Origin of the sequence: Amycolatopsis sp. NBC_00438, from assembly GCF_036026695.1 — a bacterium.
GTDB lineage: Bacteria > Actinomycetota > Actinomycetes > Mycobacteriales > Pseudonocardiaceae > Amycolatopsis.
Genome location: NZ_CP107923.1, coordinates 8019560 through 8042773 on the forward strand (window position 1 = coordinate 8019560; position 23214 = coordinate 8042773).

The window sequence follows — 23214 nt, forward strand, 5'->3', positions numbered from 1 at the left end:
TCATGGATCAGGTACTCGGGCAGGTCCTCCGCAATGCGGTCTGGGAGCGCCTCGACATGCTGACCGACCTGGCGAACCGCGCCGACGCCCAGTCGCTCGTCTCGGTCGCGCGCTCCGAACTCCCCCGCCTCACGGAGGCGTGGCGCGCGATGCTGAAGATGCACGAGCCCGACGAGCGTGGCGACTGCCCCACCTGCTCGACCCGGTGGCACCGCTGCAAGGCGCCGTGCTCGGTCTGGCAGGTCGCGCACGAGCACCTGGTGGCCGGCGGCCTCGCCCCGCAGCAGGCCCCCGCGGCCCGTGGGCTGCAGGGCCGGCGCACCAGCCCGGTGCCGGCGCAGAGCCGTCCGGTGCCCGCCGCGTCCCCGGCCGAGACCACCGGGCGCCACGCCCTGGTGAACCCGCGTCGCGCGGTCACGGCCTGATCCACCCCGCTCAACCACTTTCCCGATGTGAAATCCGCGTGAGCAGATGCATCTTTCCTAGGGAAAGTGACGGCATCAGCCGAGCCACCCCCAAGTCTGGCGAGCGCGGCCGACCGATCGCCCCATCGGACCCGCGCCGGCTCTCGCCTCGGCCGAGGACTGTTTCGCCCGCACCCCCGAGTAGTGCGAACCAGTCCTCGGCCACCCCCTGGTCCCTATCGCGATTAATCGAAAAAAATACGCGTTAGACCTAGCCCGGGCGGTAATCGCCCGCTAGATTGATCATCAAGCGCAGCGTGACCGGTACCTGGTTCGCCGCGCGCCCCGCCCCTTACGTGCGGCCCCGAATTCCGCGGGCCGGTGCCGTTGCACTCCCCTCCCCCGACCGGCACCGGCCCGCGGTTCCACGTCTGCGTCCGGTCCCTACCGGACCGCCTTCACCCGCAGGACCAGCACCGCGGCCAGCAGCGTCGCGACGGCCGACGCGGCGAAGAGTCCCGAGTAACCGCCGAGGTACGCGAGCACCAACGGCGTCAGCAGCGGGGCGACCACCTGCGGCAGCGAGTTCGCGATGTTGATGACGCCCAGGTCCTTCGCGCGGTCCTGCGCCGTCGGCAGCACCTGCGTCAGCATCGCCAGCGCGACGGCCATGTACGCGCCGAAACCGACGCCCAGCAGCGGCGAAGCGGCGAGCGCGACCGGCCAGCTCTGCCAGATCACCAGCAGCAAAGCGGCCAGCGCCATCACGCCGGAGGCCGCAAGGACGTATGGCTTACGCCGTCCGGACTTGTCGGAGAAGTGCCCGGCGAGCACCGCGCCGATCACGAGGGCGACGCCGTAGAGCCCCATCATGATCAACAGGCCCGTGTCGGGGTCCGGGTAGTGCACCGCGTCCTTGAGGAAGAACAGCAAGTAGAGCGTGCCGAACGCGTTGCCGAGGTTGATCATGAAGTGGCACGACCAGGCCCACGCGAAGTCCGGATGCCGCCGCGGCGAGACCCAGAGGTTGCGCAGCACCTCACCGGCCGCCGACGACGGGCGGTGCTCGACCGGCAGCCGCGCGTCCGGCGTCCGGAGCACGAAGAACGCGGCCCCGACCAGGACGATCCCCGCGCAGACCGCGTAGGCCAGCGGGATCCCGGCGATGCCGAGCATCACGACGACCACCACCGCGCCCAGCACCGTGCCGAGCATCTGCGCGATGCCGACCAGCCCGCCGACCTGCGCGCGCTGCCCGACCGGCACCCGGTCGGCGATGGCGGACATCAGGGTGGCGAGCATGCCGTTGAGCCCCGCCTGCACCAGGCACCAGCCGGCGATCAGCAGCGCGACGTCCGGCGCGAACCCCAGCACCAGCAGGCCCACCGCGGCGACGACCGCACCGACGACCGTCCACGGGTGGCGGCGGCCGAAGCGCGAGCACGTCCGGTCCGACAGCAGCCCGACCGCCGGGTTGACGATCAGGGCCACGATCGCCCCGGCACCCATCACGATGCCGAGCACGAACTCCTTGTTGACCTGGTCCAGCAGCTCGGCCTGCTGCGGCAGCAGCACCTGGATGGGCGCGTAGATCCCCAGCCAGAGCGCGATGTTCGCGAAGAACAGCAGGCTCATCCAGCCGGGCCGCACCCGCACGACGGGTTCGGCGAGCGCTTCGGGCAGGCCCGTGGCCTCGGTCGTCTCACTGCTCATCCCGCACCAGCTTCCGGTACCAGTGGAACGAGTCCTTCGGCGTGCGCCGGAGGGTCTCGTAGTCGACGTGCACCAGGCCGAAGCGCGGCGCGTAACCCTTGGACCACTCGAAATTGTCCATCAGAGACCAGCAGAAGTACCCCCGGACGTCGACCCCGGCGTCCATCGCCTCGCGCACCGCGACGAGGTGACTGTGCAGGAAGTCGATCCGCTCGGGGTCGTGCACGCCGCCGTCCTCGGCGACGACGTCGGCGAAGCTGCAGCCGTTCTCGGTGATCTGGATCGGCGGCAGGCGGTCACGGTAGCGCCGGTGGAAGTCCAGCAGCAGCTCCCGCAGCGCGTGCGGGACGATCGGCGAGTCGTTGGTCGTCATCGGGTAGCCCTCGATCGGGCGGAGGTCGAACGGCAGCGGGTTGCCGGGGCTCGGTTTCGCGACGCCTTGGGGTTCGTAGTAGTTGACGCCGTAGAAGTCGAGCGGCTGCGCGATGACCGGCAGGTCGTCGGCGAACCCCGCGGGCAGGTGCTCGTGAAGCTCTTCGGGGTAGGTGCCGAGCAGGACGGGATCCGCGAAGAGCCGGTTGAGCAGCGCGTCGAGCCACACCGCGGCCGCGTCGTCCTCCACACTGTCGGCGACCGGCCAGATCGGCGAGTGGTTGTTGGCCGTGCCGATGTTCGTGGCACCGGCCGCGCGCAGCGCCTGGACGGCGAGACCGTGCGCGAGGTTCTGGTGGTGGGCGGTCGGGATGGCGTCGAGCAGGAGGGTTTTTCCGGGTGCGTACTCGCCGATCGCGTAGCCGAAGATCGACATCACCATCGGCTCGTTCAACGGGATCCACAGCTTCACCCGATCGGCGAAACGTTCCCCGAGGATGTGGGCGTACTCCGCGAAGCGCTCAGCGGTACCGCGGGCGAGCCAGCCGCCCTCGTCTTCGACGGCTTGCGGGGTGTCCCAGTGGTAAAGCGTGACGGCGGGCGCGATGCCGGCCTCGCACACGGCGTCGATGAGCTTGTCGTAGAACCCGAGCCCTTCGGCGTTGGGCGCGCCTTTCCCGTCGGGCTGGATCCGGGGCCAGGCGATGGACATCCGGTAGGCGCCGACGCCGAGTTCCGCCATCAGCGCGATGTCTTCGGGGTAGCGGTGGTAGTGGTCGGCGGCTACGTTTGCCTCTTCACCGCGCGCGATCTTGCCTTCCGTCGCGGTGAACGTGTCCCAGATGGACGGACCGCGCCCGCCTTCGGTGGTGGCGCCTTCGATCTGGAACGCCGAGGTCGAAACACCCCAAAGGAAGTCTGGCGGGAAGTTCGGGTTCTGCACCGGCTGCTGACCCCTTCGTCAGGCCACCCGTACGGGTGAACATGAAAAGTTCTCATATACTAGGTCTTCACTCGTCCGGGGGGAAGCCCGTCGGCGCGATAAAGTCCCAGATCAGACGAGGAGGAGTGCCGTGTCCGACATCCAGGCCGCGAAGGTGCCGGCAGAAGCGACCCCCCTACGCCGGCAGCCGGTCCAGCAACGCAGCGCGAAACGGGTCGAGCAGATGCTCGACGCGAGCGCGGCGCTGATCGACGAGCTCGGTTACGACGCCCTGACGACCACCCTGATAGCCAAACGGGCAGGGGTCGCCGTCGGTTCGCTGTACCAGTTCTTCCCCGACAAGCGCGCCGTCGTCCAAGCGCTGACCGCCCGGAACCTCGAACGGTTCGTCGGCGCGGTCAACGAGCGCCTCAAACAGCTGGGCCCGGAACACTGGTGGGACGTCGTCGACTCGATCCTCGACATCTACCTGGAGATGCACCGCTCGGTACCGGGCTTTTCGAAGGTCCACTTCGGCGACATCATCGACCGCCAGCTGCTCGACGAGACCCGCGACAACAACGCCGTGATCGTGGATTCGCTGACGGATCTCCTGGCGTCGCAGGTGGACCGCCCGGTGGAGGACCTCCGCTTCGCGATCACGATCGCCAACGAGGTCGCGGACGCGCTCCTGAAGCTGGCGTTCCGCAAGGAGCCGAGCGGCGACGAGAAGTTCGTGGCGGAGGCGAAGTACGTGGTCAAGGGGTACCTCGCGGCCCGGTTCGGGGAGAAGTAGGCGCAGTTGTCCCCAGAAGTTGTCCACAGCTGTCCGTGGCTGTGGACAACCACCTGTTCGAGGCGTGACTGTCGGTGTGTACCGGTAGACTGAACGTGGGGGTTCCCCCGGGGAAGGGCGGGCTGCGTCCGGCCGGCGCGCCCGCTCGCTCACTCGCTCAGCCGAAGTTCCGGTGCTCACCGCGGTACGTCGGGACCGTGCGCTCCACCCGGTCACCCAGCACCAGGTGGTAGTGCGTGAAGCGCTCCGCCAGTTCGCCCGCCTTCGCGTGCCGCAGCCACACCCGGTCGCCCAGTTGCAGGGTCCGGGCGGCTCGGCCGGTCACCGGGGTCTGGACCTCTCCCGCGCCTTCGAAACCGAGGAACTTCAGGCCCGTCGGCAGATACGGCGAAGGCTGGCGCGAAGGACCCGTCGGGCCGGAAGCGATGTAGCCGCCGGAATACAGCGTGGCGATCTTGCGCGTGGGGCGGCGGACCACCGGCAACGCGAACAGCGCCGCCGGGCGGGGCTTGAAGCGGGTGTACGCGTCGAACAGCGTCGGGCCGATCAGGCCCGAGCCGGCCGCGATCTCCGTGACCACCGCGTCCGCGCCTGTCGACTCGATGCTGCCCGTGCCGCCGCCGTTGACGAACTCCAGGTCCGTCACCTCGCGGACCGCGCGGACCGCGGCGCCGCGGCGGCGGGCCAGTTCGGCCGCCGACCGGCGTTGCATCCACCCGACCACCACCCGGTTGACACGGCGACCCGCCGCGTCGCCGAGGCCCGCGATCTGGCCTTCGTACGCCATGACGCCGACCAGGCGGAAACCCGGGCGGGCCACGACCTGGCGGGCGAACGTCGAGGCCTGCTTCGGTGTGAAGATCGGGGACCGCCGGGTGCCGACGTGGATGCCCGGGATCGGGCGCCACGACGCGTCGAGCTCCAGGCAGACCCGGATCTCCGGGTGGCCGTGGCCGAGGGCGGCGTCCACCAGGTCCAGGTGCTCGGGCGAGTCGACCATGATCGTGATCGACGCGCGAGCGCGGTCGGACGCGGCCAGGCGGCGGAGGGCGTCGTGGTCCGCGGTCGGGTACGCGACGACGACGTCGTCGGTCGTGCCCTCCTCGACGTGCCAGATGGCTTCGGCCAGCGAGTAGCACATCAGGCCTTCGAAGCCCGGCATCGCGAGGACCCGTTCCAACAGCGCCCGGCAGCGGACCGACTTGCTCACGACGCGGATCGGCTTGCCGCCCGCGCGTCGGTGGAGGTCGTCGGCGTTCGCGTCGAACGCGGCCAAGTCGACGACGGCCAAGGGTGGATCGAGGTCCTTGGTCGCCAAGTCGTACACCGTCGCACTGGTCACGAGGTCTAAAGTACGACAACAAAGCTTGAAACGCGAATACTGTTCACATACTGTCTCGGACATTCGACCGATGGAGGGGGCGCGCATGACCCGGTGGACCAACTGGGCGGGCACGGCGTCCGCCTCACCGCAGTACGTTCACCAGCCGCGCAGTGTGGCCGAGATCGCGGCGACCGTCGCGAAGATCGCCGCGGCCGGCCGGACCGTGCGCGCCTGGGGCAGCGGCCACTCGTTCACCGCGATCGCCGTCGCCGACTCCGACGCGCTCGACCTGCGTGGCTGGACCGGCATCGAGCGGGCCGACCTCGAAACCGGGCACGTCACCGTCCGCGCGGGCACCACGATCAAGCAGCTCAACGCCGCGCTCGACACGCTCGGGCTGGCCATGACCAACCTCGGCGACATCGACGCGCAGACCATCGCCGGCGCGATCTCCACCGGCACGCACGGCACCGGCGCCCGCCTCGGCGGCATCGCCACCCAGATCGTCGCCCTGGAACTGGTCCTGGCGGACGGCTCGGTCGTCACCTGCTCGGCCGGCGAGCGCCCGGACCTCTTCGCCGCGGCCCGCGTCGGGCTCGGCGCGCTCGGCGTTATCACCACCGTGACCCTGCAGTGCGAGCCGTCGTTCGTGCTGCGCGCGCAGGAGCGTCCGGAGCCGCTGGAGCAGGTCCTCGAAGGCTTCCACGACTCCGCCGCCGACAACGAGCACTTCGAGTTCTACTGGTTCCCCTACGGCAAGAACGCACTGGTCAAGCGCAACAACCGCTGCGAGACGGCGGAACCGCTGAGCAAGGTCCGCGAGTTCGTCGACTACCAGATCATGGAGAACGTCGCGTTCGGCGGGCTGTGCCGGACGGGCCGCCTGATGCCGCGGCTCGTCCGCCCGCTCAACAGCTTCGCGTCGAACATGCTTTCCGCGCGCGAGTACAGCGACCTCTCGCACCGGGTCTTCGTCACCGCCCGGAACGTCCGGTTCACCGAGACCGAATACGCGGTTCCACGTGAATCAGTGCTCGACGTCCTCGCCGAGCTGCGCGCCCTGGTGCCGAAGCTGAGGGACCCGGTGATGTTCCCGGTCGAGGTCCGCGTCGCGGCCGCCGACGACATCTGGCTCTCGACCGCGCAGGGCCGCGACTCGGCCTACATCGCGATCCACCAGTTCACCGGCATGCCGTACCGCGAGTACTTCAGCGCGTTCGAGAAGATCGCCGGCGCGGTCGGCGGCCGCCCGCACTGGGGCAAGATGCACGACCTCGACGCCGGCGTCCTCCGCTCGCGCTACCCGCACTTCGACGACTTCCTGCGGGTGCGCAAGGAAACCGACCCGAGCGGCGTCTTCACCAACACCTACCTGGACCGGGTGCTCGGCCCCGTCGGCTAGAAGAGCGCGGACACCGATTCGCCGTTGTGGATCCGGCGGATCGCTTCGGCCATGGCCGGCGCGATCGAGAGGATCTTCAGCTTCTCGGTGCGTTCCTCTTCCGGGACCGGGACGGTGTTGGTGCAGACGATCTCCAGCACTTCCGGCCGGTCGCCGATGCGCTCGATGGCCTTCGCCGCGAACAGGCCGTGCGTGCAGGCGACGCGGATCGAGCGCGGTTCCAGCTCGGCCAGCCGGTCGAGCAATTCGAGGACCGTGCTGCCCTTGGCGATCTCGTCGTCGAGGACGATCACGTCGCGGCCGGTGATCTCGCCGATCACCGAGGTGATCTGGACGCGGTCGTCGGGGAACCGTTCCTTCGCGCCGGCCGCGACCTGGACGCCGAGGAGCCGCGCGAAGTGCGACGCCTCCTTCGCGTTGCCCAGGTCGGGCGAGACGACGGTGGTGCGCGAGAGGTCGTACTGCCGGAAATGCTTCGCCAGCTCCTGCAGCGCGTGCAGGTGGTCGACGGGGACGCTGAAGAAGCCGTGCACCTGCGGCGAGTGCAGGGTCATCGCGAGCACGCGGTTCGCGCCGGCCGCCACCAGCAGGTCGGCGACCAGGCGGCCGCCGATGGAGATGCGCGGCGCGTCCTTCTTGTCCGAGCGCGCGTACGAGTAGTGCGGCATCACCGCGGTGATCCGGGACGCCGAGGCGCCGCGGGCCGCGTCGAGCATCAGCAACAGCTCGACGAGGTGTTCCTGCACCGGCTTCACCAGCGGCTGGATGATGAAGACGTCCCGCTCGCGGCAGTTCGCCTGCAGCTGGACGCCGAGGCAGTCGTTCGCGAAGCGCTCGATCTCGACGGGCCGCAGCGGCACGCCGAGCTGCTCGCAGATCTCTTCGGCCAGTTCGGGGTGCGCGCTGCCGCTGAAGACGGCGATTTCTCTGGATTCTTCGTTCACAGTGCTGAAATCGCCTCGTCGATCGCGGTTTCGCCCGAAATCAGTTCCAGGGTACGACGCACGGTCGCCGGGGCGTCGAGGAGCGCGACGAGCGTCGCGGCGACGTCGTCACGCGGGATCGGGCCCCGGCCGGTCTTGTCGGCCAGCAGGACCTGGCCGGTGCCGGGGTCGTCGGTCAGGGCGCCGGGCCGGAGGATCGTCCAGTCGAGGTCGCGGGCCTTGAGGTCGTCCTCGGCCGCGCGCTTGGCACGCAGGTAGACGCGGAAGTCCTCGGTGACGTCGGGGTTTTCCGGGTTGTCGGCCCCCATGGAGCCGACCTGGATGTGCCGCCGCACGCCGGCCTGCACGGCCGCGTCGGCGAAGAGGGCCGCCGCGCCGCGGTCCACAGTGTCCTTGCGGGCGGCCCCGCTGCCCGGGCCGGCGCCCGCGGCGAACACCGCGGCGTCGGCGCCCTTCAGCGCCTCGGCGACGGTGTCCACATCGGAGTTTTCCAGGTCGAGCACGACGGCTTGGGCACCGGCGGCTTCGAGATCCGCCGTGTGGGCGGGATTCCGGATGATCCCGACCCCTTCGTCACCGCGCGCGGCGAGCAACCGCTCGAGCCGCAACGCGATCTGACCGTGTCCACCAGCTATGACGACTCGCATGGCCCCGACCCTAGTAGGGATCGATCAAGACCGTCAGTCGAGCTCGGCGGGCACTTCGGCGGTGCGGAGCAGGTGGTCGTAGACGATCTCGTTCACCAGCCGGGAAACCGGGTCCTCCGCCAGCACGACGCGCTCCGTGCGGCCCTCGAGGTCGAGGTCGACGACCGCGTTCGGGTCGGCCGAGACGATCGCGAGGCCGTACGCGCGGGCTCGCGGCAGGCAGTTGCCGACGTAGTCCTCGGTCAGCACGGCCGGCGACGGGAGCACCATCGCGGCCTCGCCGTAGCGGGCGAACGGAACCGCGGAGGCCATCGCGGTGCGCCAGTGGCGCGCGACGGCCAGGACGCCGATGATCTCGGCGGCCGGGGCGGGGGCGGTTCCGGCCAGCTCCGGCCAGGTCCAGGTGTCGACAGTGGCCCGATCGGCCACCGGGCCGGCACCCATCGCGATGCGTTCGGCGTGCACGTCGGTGCGAAGCTTGGCGACCACGCAGACCTTGCGGCCCAGGATCGTGATCTCGGGGAGGACGACGCCGTTCCAGCCCAGCTGGGCGGCGGCGGTGCGGGCGAGCTCGTCGACGGTCGCGGGAAGCTCGATCGGCGGCACCACCCGGCTCGGCATCGACCGGCTGCGCTTCGCGCCACCGGCGACCGTCGAGCGCTCGGTGTTCTGAGGTGTAGCCGCCACGAGTCCGCCTCCTTCAAACCTGCACTGCTTCGTGACCGGGGAAAACCGGCACCTCACTTGTCTAACAGCGCGGCGGCGCGGCGTCGCCGGGTAGCGCGAGTGGCTGCGATCGGCGGCGGCCAGCGGTCGATGACCGGTCGGTAGGCGGTCATGGGACTTCGGTCGAACGGTGCGGCCAACCGAGTGATCGCGAGGTGAGTGGCACTACGGTCCGCCCGCGAACGATTACCCAGGGCGCGAATCCGGGCCGGTGGATCACCTTCACCCGACTAGCCCGTTCGGCGCAACCCGGGGAGAATCCACAGTGGACGCAGGTCGCTGAGCTGCGGTTGTCCGCCGTCACCCACATGGCGGTGAGCCACGCCGCAGCGGGCACGCGCGCCCGCGACTAAAGTTACCGACCAGTCACTTAGCTGCCGCCAGTCGTCGCCGTGGAGGACCGATGCGCTCCCCGAAGGACTTCTTCGCCCCGCTCGCCCTGGGCGCGCCCGCCCCCGTGCGGGAGATCCCGGTGACGCCGTCCCGGATGATCCACTTCTTCGACCCGAGCAACGAGAAGATGGCCGCGAAGGCGCCGGACATCGCCAAGAAAGTCGACGTCCTGCTGGGAAACCTCGAGGACGCCGTGCGCGCCGACCGCAAGGAGGCCGCGCGCGCCGGGCTCGTCGCCATCGCCCAGGCGAACGACTTCGGCAAGACGCAGCTGTGGACCCGGGTCAACAGCCTGGACTCGCCGTGGGTGCTCGACGACCTGGTGACGCTCGTCACCGAGATCGGCGACAAGCTCGACGTGATCATGGTGCCGAAGGTCGAGGGCGCGCAGGACATCCACTACGTCGACCGGCTGCTGGCCCAGCTCGAGGCGCGCGCCGGCCTGACGAAGCCGTTGCTGGTGCACGCGATCCTCGAGACGGCGAGCGGCGTGGCCAATGTGGAGGAGATCGCCGGCGCGAGCCCGCGGATGCAGGGCATCTCGCTCGGCCCGGCCGACCTGGCCGCGAGCCGCCGGATGAAGACCACGCGCGTCGGCGGCGGCCACCCCGGTTACCTGGTGCGCACCGACCCGACCGGCGACGACCTGACCGAAGGCCGGACGACGTACCAGCAGGACCTCTGGCACTACACGGTCGCGCGGATGGTCGACGCGTGCGCGATGCACGGGATCCTGCCGTACTACGGGCCGTTCGGGGACATCCGCGACGTCGTCGCGTGCGAGGACCAGTTCCGGAACGCGTTCCTGCTCGGCTGCGTCGGCGCGTGGAGCCTGCACCCCGTGCAGATCGACATCGCGAAGAAGGTGTTCTCGCCTTCGCCGTCCGATGTGGCCTGGGCGCGGCGCGTGATCGCGGAGATGGGCGACGGCACCGGCGCGGTGATGATCGACGGGAAGATGCAGGACGACGCGTCGGTGAAGCAGTGCCGCGTGGTCGCCGAACTGGCCGACGCCCTCGCGGCGGACGACCCCGGACTCGCGAGCGCGTACGACGCCGCCACCAAGGAGATCCTCGGATGACCGAGCTGAAGCCGAGACGTTCCGTCCTCTACATGCCGGGCGCCAACGAGCGCGCGCTGGAGAAGGCCAAGACCATCCCGGCGGACGCGCTGATCCTCGACCTCGAGGACGCCGTCGCGCCGGACGCGAAGGAAGCGGCGCGCGAACGCGTCTGCGCGGCCGCGTCCTCGGGCGACTACGGCGATCGCGAGGTGACGATCCGCGTCAACGGCCTGGACACCGAGTGGCACGACGCCGACCTGCGCGCGGCCGCGGCCGCCGGGCCGGCCGCGGTGGTCGTGCCGAAGGTGAACTCGGCGTCCGAAGTGCACAACATCGAGCGCGCGCTGGAGCTGGGCGGCGCGCCCGGCCACACGAAGATCTGGGCGATGCTCGAGACGCCGGTCGCGATGCTGCACGCCGAGGAGATCGCGGCGGCGTCCGAACGGCTGACCGTGCTGGTGATGGGCACCAACGACCTGGCGAAGGAACTGCACGCGGAGTTCGTCCCGGGCCGCGGCCCGCTGCTGGGCGGGCTTTCACTGTGCCTGCTGGCCGCGCGCGCGACCGGCAAGGTGATCCTCGACGGCGTCTACAACGACGTGAAGGACCTGTCCGGGTTCGAAGAGGAGTGCGTCCAGGGCCGGCAGTACGGCTTCGACGGCAAGACGCTCATCCACCCGTCCCAGGTGGAGCCGTGCAACCGGGTCTTCGCGCCGTCCGAAGAGGAGATCGACCGGTCGCGGCGGATCATCGAGGCGTTCGAGAAGGCCGGCAGCGGCGTGGTCACCGTGGACGGCCGGATGATCGAGAACCTGCACGTCGACAACGCGCGCCGGGTGCTCGCGCTCGCCGAGGCGGTCAAGGCCTGACGCGAATGTCGGTGGTCGCCCGTAGAGTGAGGTCATGGCCAGGCAGCCGCTGAAAGCGATCCGGATCGAGGGCTTCACCTCGATCCGGTCGGCGACCGTCGACCTCGGGCAGCTGAACATCCTCGTCGGAGCCAACGGTGCCGGGAAGAGCAATTTTGTCCAGGCGTTGGAGCTGCTCGGCCGGATCGTCGAGAAAGAGCTGGGCTTGTTCGTCGGGCTGAACGGCGGCGCCTCCGCCCTCCTCCACATCGGCGGCGAGCCGGCCAACATCCGTCTCGAGCTGGACGCCGATCCGAATTCGTACGAGGCCACACTGATGCCTGCGGCGAACGACGAACTGATCTTCATGCAGGAAAAGACCTCGTTCTGGGCGGAAGGCTACGACCGGCCATATTCCGACGTCCTCGGCTCCGGACACCGGGAGACACGGTTGACGGAGGAGGCCGAGCGCAGGCCGGGCAGGATCGCGTCCTACGTCATCGATCTGCTGAAGGGCTGCAAGGTCTTCCATTTCCACGACACCAGCGCCGACGCACCGGTGAAGCGCTTGGTGCCGACTGCCGACAATGTCTCCTTGCGCAAAGACGCCGGCAACCTCGCGGCCTATCTGCTTCGTCTGAAGGAAAGCACGGATCGCGCCGATCAGGCGGGTTACCGCAGGATAGTCAAGTCGATCCAGCTCGTCGCGCCGTTCTTCCGCGACTTCGTCCTGGTCCCCGACAGCAACGACCGGATCCTGCTGCGCTGGCTGCAGCAGGACTCGGACGCGGTCTTTTCCGGCAACCAGATGTCCGACGGAACACTTCGGTTCGTTTGCCTCGCGACTTTGCTGCTCCAGCCGGAGCTGCCGGCTTTGGTCGTCCTCGACGAACCCGAACTGGGCCTGCACCCATTCGCGATCGTCCAGCTCGCCGGGCTCCTCCGGCAGGCCTCGGCGAAGAGCCAGGTGTTGATCGCCACACAGTCCGTGACCCTCATGAACCAGTTCGAAGTCGAAGACCTGATCGTCGTGGAGCGGAAAGCGGGTGCCTCCGAGTTCACCAGACCGGATCTGGCGGCGCTGCAGGTGTGGCTCGACGAATATTCCCTGGGTGAGCTGTGGGAGAAGAATCTCCTCGGTGGACGCCCCAGCCGCGAGGAATCCGCCCAGGCATGACGAGTGGCTATCGGCGCCTGCACATCCTGGTCGAGGGGCAGAGCGAAGAGATCGTCGTCACGAACGTCCTCGAACCGTACCTACGAGGTCGTGGCTGGACGGTAAGCCAGTCGATCGTCGTCACGAAACGGTCGGCCAGTGGATCGCTCCACCGCGGAGGTGTGAGCAGCTGGGCCAAGATCGAACGCGAGATCCGCCTTCTCCTGCGGAACAGCGATCTGGACGTTCTCACCACGCTGTTCGACTTCTATGCCTTCCCGGAGGACGCCCCCGGCATGGATTCACTGCCCGCAGCTGATCCCTACCAGCGAGTCGAACATGTCGAGAACGCCATTGCCGAGTGTGTCGGTGACCGGCGCTTCGTTCCGCACCTGATCCTCCACGAACTCGAGACCTGGGTGTTCGCAGCCGCCGAGCAGCTCGGCTGGCTGCTCCCCGATCCGGGCCTGGTAGCGCGGCTGGAGGCCGACGTGATCGACGCGGGTGGGCCGGAGTTGGTCAACGACCATCCGTCGACCGCACCGTCCAAGCGGCTGGCTGCCTACTGCGCGACTTTTTCGAAGACGAATGACGGGCCGCTGGCGATCGCGGATCTGGGCATCGAGCCGCTTCGTGCGCGGTGCCCGCACCTGGACAGGTGGCTCTCGGCCCTGGACAGCTGACGCCGGTGGCCGGGCTACCCCATGGCCCGGCCACCGGAGGAGTTCAGTTCGGCAGGTTGTCCGTCCACCCGGAACCGATCTCGAAGGTGGTGCCCTCGGCGGCCTGGGCCACCGCGCCGTCCGCGGTCACGTACATCGAGGTCTGGTTCACGCGGCCGGTCGCCGGGTCGACGACGAGCAGTGCGCTGCCTCCCGGTCCCGGCACCTGCAAGCCCTGCCCACCCGGCACCGCGCCGACCGCGCGCACCCCGGGGTACGCGGCGATCGCCCGGAACGACGCGGCCCGGACCGCCGGGGGCGCCGGCAGCGTGGACACGAGGGAGACCAGGCCTTCGAGCACCGCCTGCTTCCGCTGATCCGCGGTCAGCGGTCCGGCGCTGGTCCGGATGTCGCTGTGGGCCACCAGGTTCGCGATCCAGTCCCGCAGGGCCGCCGGTTCGGCGGGGAGGGCCTGGATCCGGTCCATGGTCACCTCGGCACCACCCAGCCTGAAGGGCGTCGGCATCGCCAGCGGCACAACCCGGTGACCGGACTTCGCGCCGCGGAACCACACGTGCCCGTCGGCCTTGGTCCAGTACTCGTAGGTCTCCGACTCGGCGATCTTGACGTGCCAGTAAGTGCCGGTGCTCGCCGGGGCCTTCGCGGCGACTGTGGCCGCCGCGAGCAGGACTTCCTGGCCGGTGACGGCGACCGGCGCCGCGGCCTGCGGGGCCGGCGTCGGGGCCTGGGCCGGGGTTCCGGGCAGGGTCGCCACCACGACGGCGGCCGCGGCCGCGACGGCGACGAGGCCGGCCCCGACCGCCACGCGGCCGGTGCGCTTGCGCCGGCCGGTGAGCATGTGGTTCTGCAGCCGGTGCCGGCTGCGGTCGGCGACGTCCTGGGTGGGCTCTTCGGGGGTCAGCGCCGCGCGCAGCGTCTGCAGGTCATTCATCACGGGCCTCCGGGGTGAGAACAGGGGTGAGCTTCTTGCGGGCGCGGCTGAGCCGGGAGCCGACCGTGCCGGGGGAAATGCCGAGGGCCTCGGCGACTTCCGCGTAACCGAGGTCGGCGAGAGCGACGAGCAGCAGCACGTCACGCTCCCCCGAGGTCAGTCGCGACAACGCTTTCGCCAGTTGCCCGCTCAGCGCGACGCGGTTTTCGTGGCCCTCGGCGGGCCGGGGCGTTTCGAGCCGCGAGAGCGCGCGGTAGTGCCGGGCTTCCTTGCGGCGGTGCCGCGACACGAGGTTCGTCGCGATGCCGAACAGCCAGGCCCGCAGCTCGCCGCGGGTGGCGTCGAACGTCTTGCGCCGGTCGAAGGCGACGAGGAACGTCTCGGCGGCGAGGTCCTCCGCCGCCTGGGCGCCGAGCCGGCCGGCGACGTACCGGTAGATGGCCGCGAAGTGGCGGTCGTGCACCTCGGTGAACAGCTCGGTGCCGAGCACCGGGGCCGCCGTCATGTGGCTGCCTCTGTCATGGAGATCCTTCCCGTCGGCGACAGTTTCACCACCACTTCGCCGCGGGCCCGGATCTTCTTCCCTCGTTCTTTAACCGACCGGCCAGGGCCGCTGCGGCGGGCGGATCGCTTCGTACGCCGCGGCGGCGCGCAGGACGCCGATGTCGTCGAAGCGGCGGCCGCTGATCTGGAGGCCGATCGGCCGGCCGTCGTCGGTGTAACCGCAGTTCAGCGACACCGCGGGCTGGCCGGACATGTTGTAGGGCACGGTGAACCCGATGTGCTCGAACGGCCGCGCGGGGTCGTTCGTCGGGGACGCCCACTCCGCCGGCGGGGCCGCGACCGGGCAGGTCGGCGAGAGCACAACGTCGAACGACGAAGTCGCGCGCAGGGTCGCGACGCTGATCGCGTCGATCCGGGCGAAGCCGCGGTAGACGTCCACCCCGGACAGGTCCGCGCCGCCCGCGGCCCATTCCGCGATGTAGGGCAGCACCTTCGCGCGCCGGTCGAGCGGCAGCGACGTCAGGTCGGCCCAGGCGCGGGTGCGCCAGAACGTGTCCAGGCCACTGAGCATCTCGCGGGTGAGGAACGGCCCGACCGGCTCGACGACCGCGCCCGCGGCCTCGAACGCGCGGGCCGCAGCGGTGACGGCGTCACGGGTCGCCGGGTCGACCGGGAGGCCGGGCCCGGAGTCGAGCTGCAGGCCGACGCGCAGCCCTTCGAGCGAGCCGTCGAGCGAAGACCACGGCAGGTCGGCGGGCGGCAGGCTCAGGTGGTCGCGCGGATCGGGCGCGGACAGCACGCTCATCAGCAACGCCGTGTCGGCGACCGTGCGGGTCATCGGGCCGGCGACGCGGCCGAGGAACGGCGGGTCGACCGGCACGCGGCCGAAGCTCGGCTTCAACCCGACCAGGCCGCACCAGCCCGCGGGCAGCCGGATCGAGCCGCCGATGTCGGTGCCGACGTGCAGCGGGCCGTACCCCGCCGCGCCCGCCGCACCGGCGCCGGCGCTCGAGCCGCCGGGCGACGCCGACGGCTGCCACGGGTTGCGCGCGGTGGTGTGGAAGCTCGACAGGCCGGACGTCAGCATCCCGTAGTCCGGCATGGTCGTCTTGGCCAGCAGGACGCCGCCGGACTCGCGGATCCGCGCCGCGGCCGGGGCGTCTTCGGCCGCGGGGACCAAGGCGGTGGCCGCGGTGCCCAGCGGGACCGGGGTGCCGCGGGTCGCGATGTTCTCCTTGAGCGTCAGCGGGACGCCGTCGATCGGGCCCAGCGGTTCGCCCGCGTGCCAACGCGCTTCGGCACCCTTCGCGTCATCACGCGCGGCCGAAGGGTCGTACGCGTACAACGCGTGCAACTCGGGTTCCCGCGCCTCGATGCGCGCCAGGACCGCTTCGGTCACCTCGACCGGTGAAAGCGTCTTCGCGCGGTACTGCGCGACAAGTTCGACGGCGGTCAGGTCGGGCAGCTCGGTCATGAGCCCTCCTTCACGAAGCGGGCGGTTCGAAGCGGCCGTCGACGGCGGTCCAGCCACCGTCCACCGCGAGCACGGAGCCGGTGACGAACGTCGAAGCGTCCGAAGCGAGGTAGACGACGGCGCCGGCGAGCTCGTCGGGACGTGCCCAGCGACCCAGCGCGCCCTTCCGCGCGTACGCGTCGTACCACTCCGGATTCGCCTTGATCTGCGCGGTCAACGGCGTCTCGACGACGCCGGGGGCGATCGCGTTGACCCGGACGCCGGCCGGGCCGAACTCCGCGGCGGCCGTCCGGAACAGCTGGACGAGCCCGGCTTTTGTGGCGGCATAAGGGCCCTGACCGGGCTCGACGGTCGTACCGCGGATCGACGAGAAGCCGATGATGCTCCCCCGCCCGCGCGCGACCATGTCGGCGCCGAACGCGCGGACGACCTCGAACGTCACGCCGAGGTTGAGCGCGATGACCCGGTCGAACTCTTCGCGGGTGTAGTCGAGCAAGCGCTTGCGGACATTCGTCGCGGCGGTCAGCACGACGACGTCGAGCGGCCCGAGGTCACTCGCCGCGCGGTCGACGGCGCCGGGTTCGAGGAGGTCGATCTCGTACGCCTCGCCGACGCCGGTTTCGCGGGCCGCTGTGACATCGCGGTCCGCGACCACAACTGACGCGCCGTGCGCGGCCAGGGCCCGGGCGGCTTCGCGGCCGATCCCGCTGCCACCGCCGAGCACAACGGCACGGCGTCCGTCCAAGCGGAACAGGTTCTCGTAGTTCATGGCCGCAGCACCGCCATCCTCGTCACGGTCAGCTCTTCGACGGCGAAGCGCGGGCCCTCGCGGCCGATGCCGGAGTCCTTCACCCCGCCGTACGGCATGGTGTCCGAGCGGAACCCGGGCACCTCGTTGACGACGACGCCGCCGACGTCCAGTTCGTCGAGCGCGCGGAACGCCGTGCGCAGCGACCGGCTGTAGACGCTGGCGTGGAGGCCGTAGCGGGACGCGTTGACGGCGGCGAAGGCTTCGTCCACATCGGACACCGTACGCAGGCAGACGACCGGGCCGAAGATCTCCTCGTCCCAGGCCTCGACGCCGTCCGGGACGTCGAGCAGGACGGTCGGGCGCAGCACGGTGCCTTCGACACCGCCGCCGACCTGGCGAGCGCCGGACTTCTCGATCCACGTGGCGACGCGGTCGGTGGACGCGGGGTCGATCAGCGCGGACACCCGCGTCTTCTCGTCGCGGGGATCGCCGACGACGACCTCGTCGAGCCGCGCCAGCACGCGTTCGGTGAAGTCGGACGCCACCGACGCGACGACCAGCACGCGCTGCACCGAGATGCAGGCCTGGCCGGACGCGTAGAACCCGCCGCGCAGGACGGCGTCCGCGGCCGCGTCGAGGTCCGCGTCTTCGGCGACGACGAGGGCCGCGTTCGAACCCAGCTCCAGCAGCGTTTTTGTCGGGGCCGCGTCGCGGGCGATGCGGTGGCCGACCGCGGCCGAGCCGGTGAACGAGACCGCGCCGATCCGGCGGTCGGTCGTCAGCGCCGCGCCGACGGACGCGTCGCCGGTGATCAGCTGGACCATCGCCGGAACAGGCGCGATCTCCCTGATCAAGTGCACGAGCCACAGCGTCGTCAGGGGTGTCTGCGGCGCGGGTTTGACGATCACCGGGCAGCCGGCGGCGATCGCGGGGGCGATCTTGTGCGACGCGAGCAGCAGGGGGTAGTTGAACCCCGCGATGCCGACGACCACACCGATCGGCTTGCGTTTCCAGAAGCCGACCAGCCCATCACCGGAAGGCAGGAGATCCAGCGGCACGGTCTCGCCGTGCAGCCGGGACACTTCCTCGGCCGCGGCCTCCCACGTGACGATCGTGCGGGCGACCTCGACGCGGCAGTCCACCAGCGGCTTGCCGGTCTCCAGCACCAGCAGGTTCTCGAACTCCTCGCGGCGTTCCTGCAACGCGGAAGCGACGTCGTTCAGCAGGGTGCGACGAGTCCGCGAAGGCAGCGAAGCCACTTCGCGCGCGACGGCGACAGCCTCGTCTACAGCACGCGTAGCCAGCTCCGGCGTGCCGATGGGCGCGGTGCCGATGACACTCCCGTCGTACGGGAACACCACCTCCAAAGTGTCCACAGTGGACATCCAGCCCGCGCCGATCGGCAGGCCGTCCGGGTAGTCAGGCATCCTCGCCTCCGCTCAGCCGGGCCAGTTCCGCGCGCAGGTTCGGCGCGGCGGCCAGGAGTTCCCGGGTGTACTCGTGCTGCGGCGCGTCGTAGACCTGCTCGACGTCGCCGAGTTCGACGATCTCGCCGCGGCGCATCACCGCGACGCGGTCGCAGACGTGCCGGACGACGCCGAGGTCGTGCGACACGAAGATCAGCGTCAGTGCGAACTGGTCGACCAGCGAGCCGAGCAGGTCGAGGATCTGGCCGCGCACGGAGACGTCGAGAGCGCTGACCGGCTCGTCCGCGATGAGCACACGAGGGTTCGGCGCGAGCGCACGCGCGATCGAGATGCGTTGCCGCTGGCCGCCGGAGAACTGGTGCGGGTACCGCCCCGCCGCGTCCTCGGGCAGGCCGACGGCGGCGAGCAACTCCGCGACCCGGTCCGGATCGCGGTGGCCGAGCGGCTCGGAAATGATGTCCCGCACACGCATCCGCGGGTCGAGCGAGCCCATCGGGTCCTGGAAGACGATCTGCAGTTCCGACCGCAGGAACCCCAGTTTCCGTTCCGGCAGGTTGTCGATACGTCGACCTTGGAACGACACTGTGCCGGCGGTCGGCTTGTCGAGCGCCGCCAGCAGCCGGACCAGCGTGGACTTGCCGGAACCGGACTCGCCGACGATGCCGAACCGCTGGCCGGCCTCGACGTCGAAGCTGACACCGCGCAGCGCGTGCACGTCTCGTCGGGCGTAGCGCCGTTCCAGGTCGCGGACTTCGATGATCATCGGCGCGCCTCCAGATCCGACGCGTCCAGGAGCTTCCGCGTGTACTCGTGCTTCGGCGACGTCAGCACTTCGCGCGTCGAGCCCGCTTCGACGATCTCGCCGTCGAGCATCACCAGTACGCGCTCGCACACCGACGCCACCACCGCGAGGTCGTGCGTGATGAACAGAAGGGCACTTTCACGTGAAAGTGACGTCTTGATGAGCGCGAGGATCTGGGCCTGCACGGTGACGTCGAGGGCGGTCGTCGGCTCGTCGCAGATCAGCAGGGACGGTTCGTTGGCCAGCGCCATCGCGAGGACGACGCGTTGCCGCTGGCCGCCGGACAGCTGGTGCGGGTACGCGCGGGCCGTGCCCGGCAACCCCACAGCGTCGAGGAGCTCCTCGGCACGACGGCGACGGCCGTGGATCCGGCCCGGCTCGGTGACCTGCCGACCCACGCGCATGGCCGGGTTCAACGCCGTCATCGGCTCCTGGAACACCATCGCCAGCTCGTCACCGCGCAGCCGGGAAAGGTCCTTTTCGGACATTCCCAGTAGCTCGCGGTCACCGAGCCGCACCGAGCCGGCCGCGCGCAGCTCGTCGGGCAGCAGGCCCGTGATCGCCAGCGCCGTCAACGACTTCCCGGAGCCGGACTCGCCGATCAGGCCGACGCGCTCCCCCGCGCCGATCTCGAAGGAGACGTCCCGGACCAGCGAAGACACCGACAACCCCGTTACCGAGAGAGTCATACGCGGGCCGCCAATCGGGGGTCGAGGCGGTCGCGCAGGCCGTCACCGAGGAGGTTGAACCCGAGGACGGCTACGGCGATCGCGATGCCCGGCACCAGCGCCAGCCGCGGCTGGACCGTCAGCAGCTCTTGGGATTCCTGCAGCATCCGGCCCCACGACGGGGTCGGCGGCCGGGTGCCGAACCCGAGGAACGACAGGGCCGCCTCGGCGAGCACGGCGATCGCGAACGACACCGACGCCTGCACGATCAGCAGCCCGGAGATGTTCGGCAGCACGTGCCGCACGGCGATGGTGAGCCGCGACCGGCCGCCGGCGCGGGCGGCGAGCACGAACTCCGTGCTCATCACCTGCAGCGTCCCGGAGCGGGCGATCCGCGCGAACGACGGGATCGTGGCGATGCCGATCGCGACCATCGCGGTCAGCGTGTCCGCGCCGAACACCGCGCCGAACATGATCGCCAGCAGCAGCGCGGGAAACGCGAGCACCAGGTCGTTGACGCGCATCACGAACTCGCCGAGCCACCTCGGCGACATCCCGGCGAGGATCCCGAGCGGCGTCCCGATCACGGCGGCGATGCCGACCGCGACCACGCCGACGTACAGCGTGGTCCGCGCGCCGACCATGAGCTGGCTGAGCAGGTCACGCCCGAACTTGTCGGTACCGAACCAGTGAGCGCCTCCGGAGCCGAGCAGCCGGTGGGCCGCGTCGACCTTCACCGGGTCGAACGGCGTCCAGAAGAACGACAGCACCGCGGCCAGGACAACCAGGCCGACCAGTACCCCGCCGATCACGAGATTGCGCATCACGAACCTCGCAATCGCGGGTCGAGCACGGTGTAGAGGACGTCGACGACGAAGTTCACCAGCAGCACGCCCACCACCAACACCAGCACGATCCCCTGCACGGTCAGCAGATCTCGCGACGCGACCGCGTCCAGCAGCATCGAGCCCAGCCCCGGCAGCACGAACACGCGCTCGACGACGACCGCACCGATCAGCAGCGTCGCGAGCTGCAAGCCGAGCACAGTGACGACCGGGACGGACGCGTTGCGCAGGCCGTGCCGCACCAGCGCCTGTCCGGGACGCAAGCCCTTGGACCGCGCGGTGCGCAGGTAGTCCTGGCCGAGCGTGTCCAGCACGGCCGTGCGCACATACCGCGTGAGCACCGCGCCCTGCACCAGACCGAGGGACAGCGCGGGAAGAACGAGCCCGCGGAGGAACTCGCCCGCGTCCTGGTCCGGCGGCGTCCACCCGCCGGACGGCAGCCAGCGCAGCTGCACCGCGAAGATCTGCACCAGGATGATCCCGGCGAGGAACGCGGGGATCGCGACGCCGATCTGCGACAGCCCGGAAACGCCCGCACCGGACGCCTTCCGGTGCTTGACCGCGGCGAACGTGCCCGCGGGGATGGCGATCACCAGCGCCACCAGCGTCCCGGCGCCGACCAGCCAGAGCGTGACGCCGAGGCGGTCGAGCAGCTGCGGGCCGATGGTGTCGCGGGTGACGTACGAGCGGCCGAAGTCGCCGTGCAACACACCACCGATCCAGTCGAAGTACTGCGTGACCAGCGGCCGGTCGATGCCGAACTCGGCGCGGGTCTTGGCGAGCAGCTCCGGCGTCGCGTTGACACCGAGCGCGACCTGCGCCGGATCACCCGGCAGCACGGCCATGAAGAGGAACACCACGATCGACGCGACCAGCACGCTGACCACGAAGATCGCCACCCGGCGCAGCACCTTGGCGGTCATCGCGGCGCCAATCCGGTCAGGTCGAACGACTCGCTGACCTGGTTCGCCGCGAACCCGCCGACCTTGGCCTTCGCGACGATGACGTTGGGGAACAGGAAGAGCCAGTCCGCGGCCGCATCCGTATTCAGCTGCTTGGCCACCTGCTTCATGTCCGCGACCTGCTGCTCCGGCGTCCCGCTGTCGGCTTCGGCGAGCAGCTGCTGGACCCGCTTGTTGTCGTAGCCCCAGTAGTACGTCGGCTTGCCGAACGTCGTGATGTCGCGCGCCTCGACGTGCTGGATGATCGACAGGTCGTAGTCGTGGTCGGTGAAGACCTGCTTCAGCCAGACGGCCGGGAAGTCGAGCGGCTCGATCGTCGTCCGGACGCCGACGTCGGCCAGCTGCGACTGCACGACCTGCGCGGCCGAGACGGCGTAGGGCAGGTTCGGGATCCGCAGCCGCAGGTTCAGGTTCGTCGCGCCGGCCTCGCTCAGCAGCGCCTTCGCCTTCGCCGGATCGAACGGGTAGATGTTCGACAAGTCCTCGTACCAGGGGTCGGTCGGCGGGACCATGCTGCCGATCAACGTCCCGCGCCCGGCCCACGCCGTGTCGAGCAGCGCCTTCCGGTCGATCGCGTACGTCAGCGCCTGGCGCACCCGCGGGTCGGTCAGCGGCGCGCGCTTGTTGTTGAACGCCAGCGTGACCTCGCTGTTCGACGTGCCCTGCACGACCCGGAACCGGTCGTCCGCCTGGAACTGCGGGATCGAGTCGGGCGCGGTGATCGCCGAGATGACGTCGATCCCGTTGCTGTACAGGGCGTTGTTCAGCGCGGTCGGGTCCTTGATGTACTTCAGGACGACCGTCTTGTACGCCGGCTCCCGGCCCCAGTACCCGGGATTCGCCTTGAGCACGACGGAGTCGCCGCGCTTGCGGGCGGCCACGACGTACCGCCCGGTGCCGATCGGTTTGTTCGCCAGATCCGCGACGCCGGTGGGGCTGAACATCGCGCCCAGCCGGCTCGCGAGGCTGAACAACCAGCCGTTCGACGGCTTCGAGAGCACGACCCGCGCGTGGTCCGGCGCCACGACGTCGACGTGGTCGACGACGTCCATTGTGGACTTGATCGAGATCGTCCAGTCGGTCTTCACGCGCAGCAGCGAGAACTTGACGTCCTCGGCGGTGAACGGCGCGCCGTTGCTGAACTCGACGCCCGGCCGCAGCTGGAAGTCGTAGGTCTTGCGGTCCGGGCTGATGGTCCACGACTTCGCGAGCAAAGGCACCACGCGACCCTGCGAGTCGAGCTTCACCAGGCCTTCGTAGACGTTGTACAGCAACGCCTGCGGGATCGCGGCACCGTCGGTCTTGGTGAAGTCGAAGTTCGCGGGCTCCGCTGTGAAACCCACGGAAAGCGTGTCCGGACCTGCGGAAACGCTCGCCGACGAGCCGGCCGAGCAGCCCGACACCACGAGCAGCAGCGCCGCTGCCAGCGCGGGAATCCGGGCTTTCATCTGGCCTCC

At 70.0% G+C, this 23214-nt stretch carries 23 protein-coding genes; 7 read left to right on the forward strand and 16 right to left on the reverse strand.

Translation table 11 applies throughout. The features are described from left to right. The first annotated feature begins 2 nt into the window (after positions 1-2). Positions 3-425: a hypothetical protein gene (locus tag OG494_RS36570; RefSeq protein ID WP_328446554.1), complete on the forward strand. Its 423-nt coding sequence runs from the start codon at positions 3-5 to the stop codon at positions 423-425. A 423-nt stretch (positions 426-848) separates the two neighbouring features. Here the strand turns inward: OG494_RS36570 and OG494_RS36575 are convergent, their stop codons facing one another. Both OG494_RS36575 and OG494_RS36580 read right to left on the reverse strand, forming a co-directional pair. Beyond that, the gene (locus OG494_RS36575) at positions 849-2117 is read right to left on the reverse strand and encodes an MFS transporter (RefSeq protein ID WP_328446555.1); all 1269 of its coding nucleotides are present in this window, start codon (positions 2115-2117) and stop codon (positions 849-851) included. Next, a complete protein-coding gene (locus OG494_RS36580; RefSeq protein WP_328446556.1) occupies positions 2107-3432 on the reverse strand; it encodes a GH1 family beta-glucosidase in 1326 nt (441 codons plus the stop codon). Before OG494_RS36580 ends, OG494_RS36575 begins: the two co-directional genes overlap by 11 nt. A gap of 130 nt (positions 3433-3562) precedes the next feature. Between OG494_RS36580 and OG494_RS36585 the strand changes: the two genes are divergently transcribed. Beyond that, on the forward strand, positions 3563-4207 hold the full coding sequence (locus OG494_RS36585; RefSeq protein ID WP_328446557.1) for a TetR/AcrR family transcriptional regulator: 645 nt from the start codon (positions 3563-3565) through the stop codon (positions 4205-4207). Between the two features lie 157 nt (positions 4208-4364). Here OG494_RS36585 and OG494_RS36590 read toward each other — a convergent pair whose 3' ends face one another. Then, on the reverse strand, positions 4365-5549 hold the full coding sequence (locus tag OG494_RS36590) for an amino acid deaminase/aldolase (RefSeq protein ID WP_328446558.1): 1185 nt from the start codon (positions 5547-5549) through the stop codon (positions 4365-4367). Between the two features lie 85 nt (positions 5550-5634). Between OG494_RS36590 and OG494_RS36595 the strand changes: the two genes are divergently transcribed. Beyond that, entirely contained in the window at positions 5635-6933 is a 1299-nt protein-coding gene (locus tag OG494_RS36595) for a D-arabinono-1,4-lactone oxidase (protein ID WP_328446559.1), read from the forward strand. On the opposite strand, the gene OG494_RS36600 is transcribed toward OG494_RS36595, so the two are convergent. Genes OG494_RS36600 through OG494_RS36610 form a run of 3 tightly spaced genes read right to left on the reverse strand, consistent with a single transcriptional unit; the run spans position 6930 to position 9211 of the window. Then, positions 6930-7877, reverse strand: coding sequence for a ribose-phosphate diphosphokinase (locus OG494_RS36600; RefSeq protein WP_328446560.1), 948 nt, complete (start codon positions 7875-7877; stop codon positions 6930-6932). The genes OG494_RS36595 and OG494_RS36600 overlap by 4 nt on opposite strands. Further along, positions 7874-8524: an NAD(P)H-binding protein gene (locus tag OG494_RS36605; RefSeq protein WP_328446561.1), complete on the reverse strand. Its 651-nt coding sequence runs from the start codon at positions 8522-8524 to the stop codon at positions 7874-7876. The genes OG494_RS36600 and OG494_RS36605 overlap by 4 nt, the downstream gene beginning before the upstream one ends. A gap of 33 nt (positions 8525-8557) precedes the next feature. After that, positions 8558-9211, reverse strand: a complete 654-nt coding sequence (locus OG494_RS36610; RefSeq protein ID WP_328446563.1) for a hypothetical protein — start codon at positions 9209-9211, stop codon at positions 8558-8560. A 442-nt stretch (positions 9212-9653) separates the two neighbouring features. Between OG494_RS36610 and OG494_RS36615 the strand changes: the two genes are divergently transcribed. From OG494_RS36615 to OG494_RS36630, 4 genes are read left to right on the forward strand one after another with little or no spacing between them, the layout of a single operon-like run. Continuing rightward, a complete protein-coding gene (locus OG494_RS36615; protein WP_328446565.1) occupies positions 9654-10724 on the forward strand; it encodes an HpcH/HpaI aldolase/citrate lyase family protein in 1071 nt (356 codons plus the stop codon). Continuing rightward, positions 10721-11575, forward strand: coding sequence for an HpcH/HpaI aldolase/citrate lyase family protein (locus tag OG494_RS36620; protein ID WP_328446567.1), 855 nt, complete (start codon positions 10721-10723; stop codon positions 11573-11575). Before OG494_RS36615 ends, OG494_RS36620 begins: the two co-directional genes overlap by 4 nt. A 34-nt stretch (positions 11576-11609) precedes the next feature. After that, positions 11610-12731 carry an AAA family ATPase gene (locus OG494_RS36625; RefSeq protein ID WP_328446569.1) on the forward strand — a complete coding sequence of 374 codons (1122 nt, stop codon included), beginning with the start codon at positions 11610-11612 and terminating at the stop codon, positions 12729-12731. Then, entirely contained in the window at positions 12728-13393 is a 666-nt protein-coding gene (locus OG494_RS36630) for a DUF4276 family protein (RefSeq protein WP_328446571.1), read from the forward strand. The genes OG494_RS36625 and OG494_RS36630 overlap by 4 nt, the downstream gene beginning before the upstream one ends. A 43-nt stretch (positions 13394-13436) precedes the next feature. Here the strand turns inward: OG494_RS36630 and OG494_RS36635 are convergent, their stop codons facing one another. The 10 genes from OG494_RS36635 to OG494_RS36680 all read right to left on the reverse strand — a co-directional run bounded on the left by OG494_RS36635 (position 13437) and on the right by OG494_RS36680 (position 23205). Then, positions 13437-14324, reverse strand: a complete 888-nt coding sequence (locus OG494_RS36635) for a CU044_5270 family protein (protein WP_328446573.1) — start codon at positions 14322-14324, stop codon at positions 13437-13439. After that, complete coding sequence (locus OG494_RS36640) at positions 14317-14829, reverse strand: RNA polymerase sigma factor (RefSeq protein ID WP_328446575.1); 513 nt, start codon at positions 14827-14829, stop codon at positions 14317-14319. The genes OG494_RS36635 and OG494_RS36640 overlap by 8 nt, the downstream gene beginning before the upstream one ends. 87 nt (positions 14830-14916) lie before the next feature. After that, positions 14917-16302, reverse strand: a complete 1386-nt coding sequence (locus OG494_RS36645) for an amidase (RefSeq protein WP_328446577.1) — start codon at positions 16300-16302, stop codon at positions 14917-14919. A gap of 10 nt (positions 16303-16312) precedes the next feature. After that, positions 16313-17071 (reverse strand): SDR family NAD(P)-dependent oxidoreductase, encoded by a 759-nt coding sequence (locus OG494_RS36650; protein ID WP_328446579.1) that lies wholly within the window; start codon positions 17069-17071, stop codon positions 16313-16315. Further along, positions 17068-18480, reverse strand: a complete 1413-nt coding sequence (locus OG494_RS36655; RefSeq protein WP_328446581.1) for an aldehyde dehydrogenase family protein — start codon at positions 18478-18480, stop codon at positions 17068-17070. The genes OG494_RS36650 and OG494_RS36655 overlap by 4 nt, the downstream gene beginning before the upstream one ends. After that, positions 18473-19243, reverse strand: coding sequence for an ABC transporter ATP-binding protein (locus OG494_RS36660; protein WP_328446583.1), 771 nt, complete (start codon positions 19241-19243; stop codon positions 18473-18475). Before OG494_RS36660 ends, OG494_RS36655 begins: the two co-directional genes overlap by 8 nt. Next, positions 19240-19971, reverse strand: a complete 732-nt coding sequence (locus tag OG494_RS36665) for an ABC transporter ATP-binding protein (RefSeq protein WP_328446585.1) — start codon at positions 19969-19971, stop codon at positions 19240-19242. The genes OG494_RS36660 and OG494_RS36665 overlap by 4 nt, the downstream gene beginning before the upstream one ends. Then, complete coding sequence (locus OG494_RS36670) at positions 19968-20774, reverse strand: ABC transporter permease (RefSeq protein ID WP_328446586.1); 807 nt, start codon at positions 20772-20774, stop codon at positions 19968-19970. Before OG494_RS36670 ends, OG494_RS36665 begins: the two co-directional genes overlap by 4 nt. Next, complete coding sequence (locus OG494_RS36675; protein ID WP_328446588.1) at positions 20774-21718, reverse strand: ABC transporter permease; 945 nt, start codon at positions 21716-21718, stop codon at positions 20774-20776. The genes OG494_RS36670 and OG494_RS36675 overlap by 1 nt, the downstream gene beginning before the upstream one ends. Then, complete coding sequence (locus OG494_RS36680) at positions 21715-23205, reverse strand: ABC transporter substrate-binding protein (RefSeq protein WP_328446589.1); 1491 nt, start codon at positions 23203-23205, stop codon at positions 21715-21717. The genes OG494_RS36675 and OG494_RS36680 overlap by 4 nt, the downstream gene beginning before the upstream one ends. Between the last annotated feature and the right edge of the window lie 9 nt (positions 23206-23214).

Excerpts from the sequence above, each read along its gene's own strand:
- OG494_RS36570 (WP_328446554.1), top strand. The coding sequence starts at position 3 with ATGGATCAGGTACTCGGGCAGGTCCTCCGCAATGCGGTCTGGGAGCGC.
- OG494_RS36575 (WP_328446555.1), bottom strand. The coding sequence starts at position 2,117 with ATGAGCAGTGAGACGACCGAGGCCACGGGCCTGCCCGAAGCGCTCGCC.
- OG494_RS36595 (WP_328446559.1), top strand. The coding sequence starts at position 5,635 with ATGACCCGGTGGACCAACTGGGCGGGCACGGCGTCCGCCTCACCGCAG.
- OG494_RS36605 (WP_328446561.1), bottom strand. The coding sequence starts at position 8,524 with ATGCGAGTCGTCATAGCTGGTGGACACGGTCAGATCGCGTTGCGGCTC.
- OG494_RS36615 (WP_328446565.1), top strand. The coding sequence starts at position 9,654 with ATGCGCTCCCCGAAGGACTTCTTCGCCCCGCTCGCCCTGGGCGCGCCC.
- OG494_RS36620 (WP_328446567.1), top strand. The coding sequence starts at position 10,721 with ATGACCGAGCTGAAGCCGAGACGTTCCGTCCTCTACATGCCGGGCGCC.
- OG494_RS36625 (WP_328446569.1), top strand. The coding sequence starts at position 11,610 with ATGGCCAGGCAGCCGCTGAAAGCGATCCGGATCGAGGGCTTCACCTCG.
- OG494_RS36630 (WP_328446571.1), top strand. The coding sequence starts at position 12,728 with ATGACGAGTGGCTATCGGCGCCTGCACATCCTGGTCGAGGGGCAGAGC.
- OG494_RS36635 (WP_328446573.1), bottom strand. The coding sequence starts at position 14,324 with ATGAATGACCTGCAGACGCTGCGCGCGGCGCTGACCCCCGAAGAGCCC.
- OG494_RS36640 (WP_328446575.1), bottom strand. The coding sequence starts at position 14,829 with ATGACGGCGGCCCCGGTGCTCGGCACCGAGCTGTTCACCGAGGTGCAC.
- OG494_RS36645 (WP_328446577.1), bottom strand. The coding sequence starts at position 16,302 with ATGACCGAGCTGCCCGACCTGACCGCCGTCGAACTTGTCGCGCAGTAC.
- OG494_RS36650 (WP_328446579.1), bottom strand. The coding sequence starts at position 17,071 with ATGAACTACGAGAACCTGTTCCGCTTGGACGGACGCCGTGCCGTTGTG.
- OG494_RS36655 (WP_328446581.1), bottom strand. The coding sequence starts at position 18,480 with ATGCCTGACTACCCGGACGGCCTGCCGATCGGCGCGGGCTGGATGTCC.
- OG494_RS36660 (WP_328446583.1), bottom strand. The coding sequence starts at position 19,243 with ATGATCATCGAAGTCCGCGACCTGGAACGGCGCTACGCCCGACGAGAC.
- OG494_RS36665 (WP_328446585.1), bottom strand. The coding sequence starts at position 19,971 with ATGACTCTCTCGGTAACGGGGTTGTCGGTGTCTTCGCTGGTCCGGGAC.
- OG494_RS36670 (WP_328446586.1), bottom strand. The coding sequence starts at position 20,774 with ATGCGCAATCTCGTGATCGGCGGGGTACTGGTCGGCCTGGTTGTCCTG.
- OG494_RS36675 (WP_328446588.1), bottom strand. The coding sequence starts at position 21,718 with ATGACCGCCAAGGTGCTGCGCCGGGTGGCGATCTTCGTGGTCAGCGTG.
- OG494_RS36680 (WP_328446589.1), bottom strand. The coding sequence starts at position 23,205 with ATGAAAGCCCGGATTCCCGCGCTGGCAGCGGCGCTGCTGCTCGTGGTG.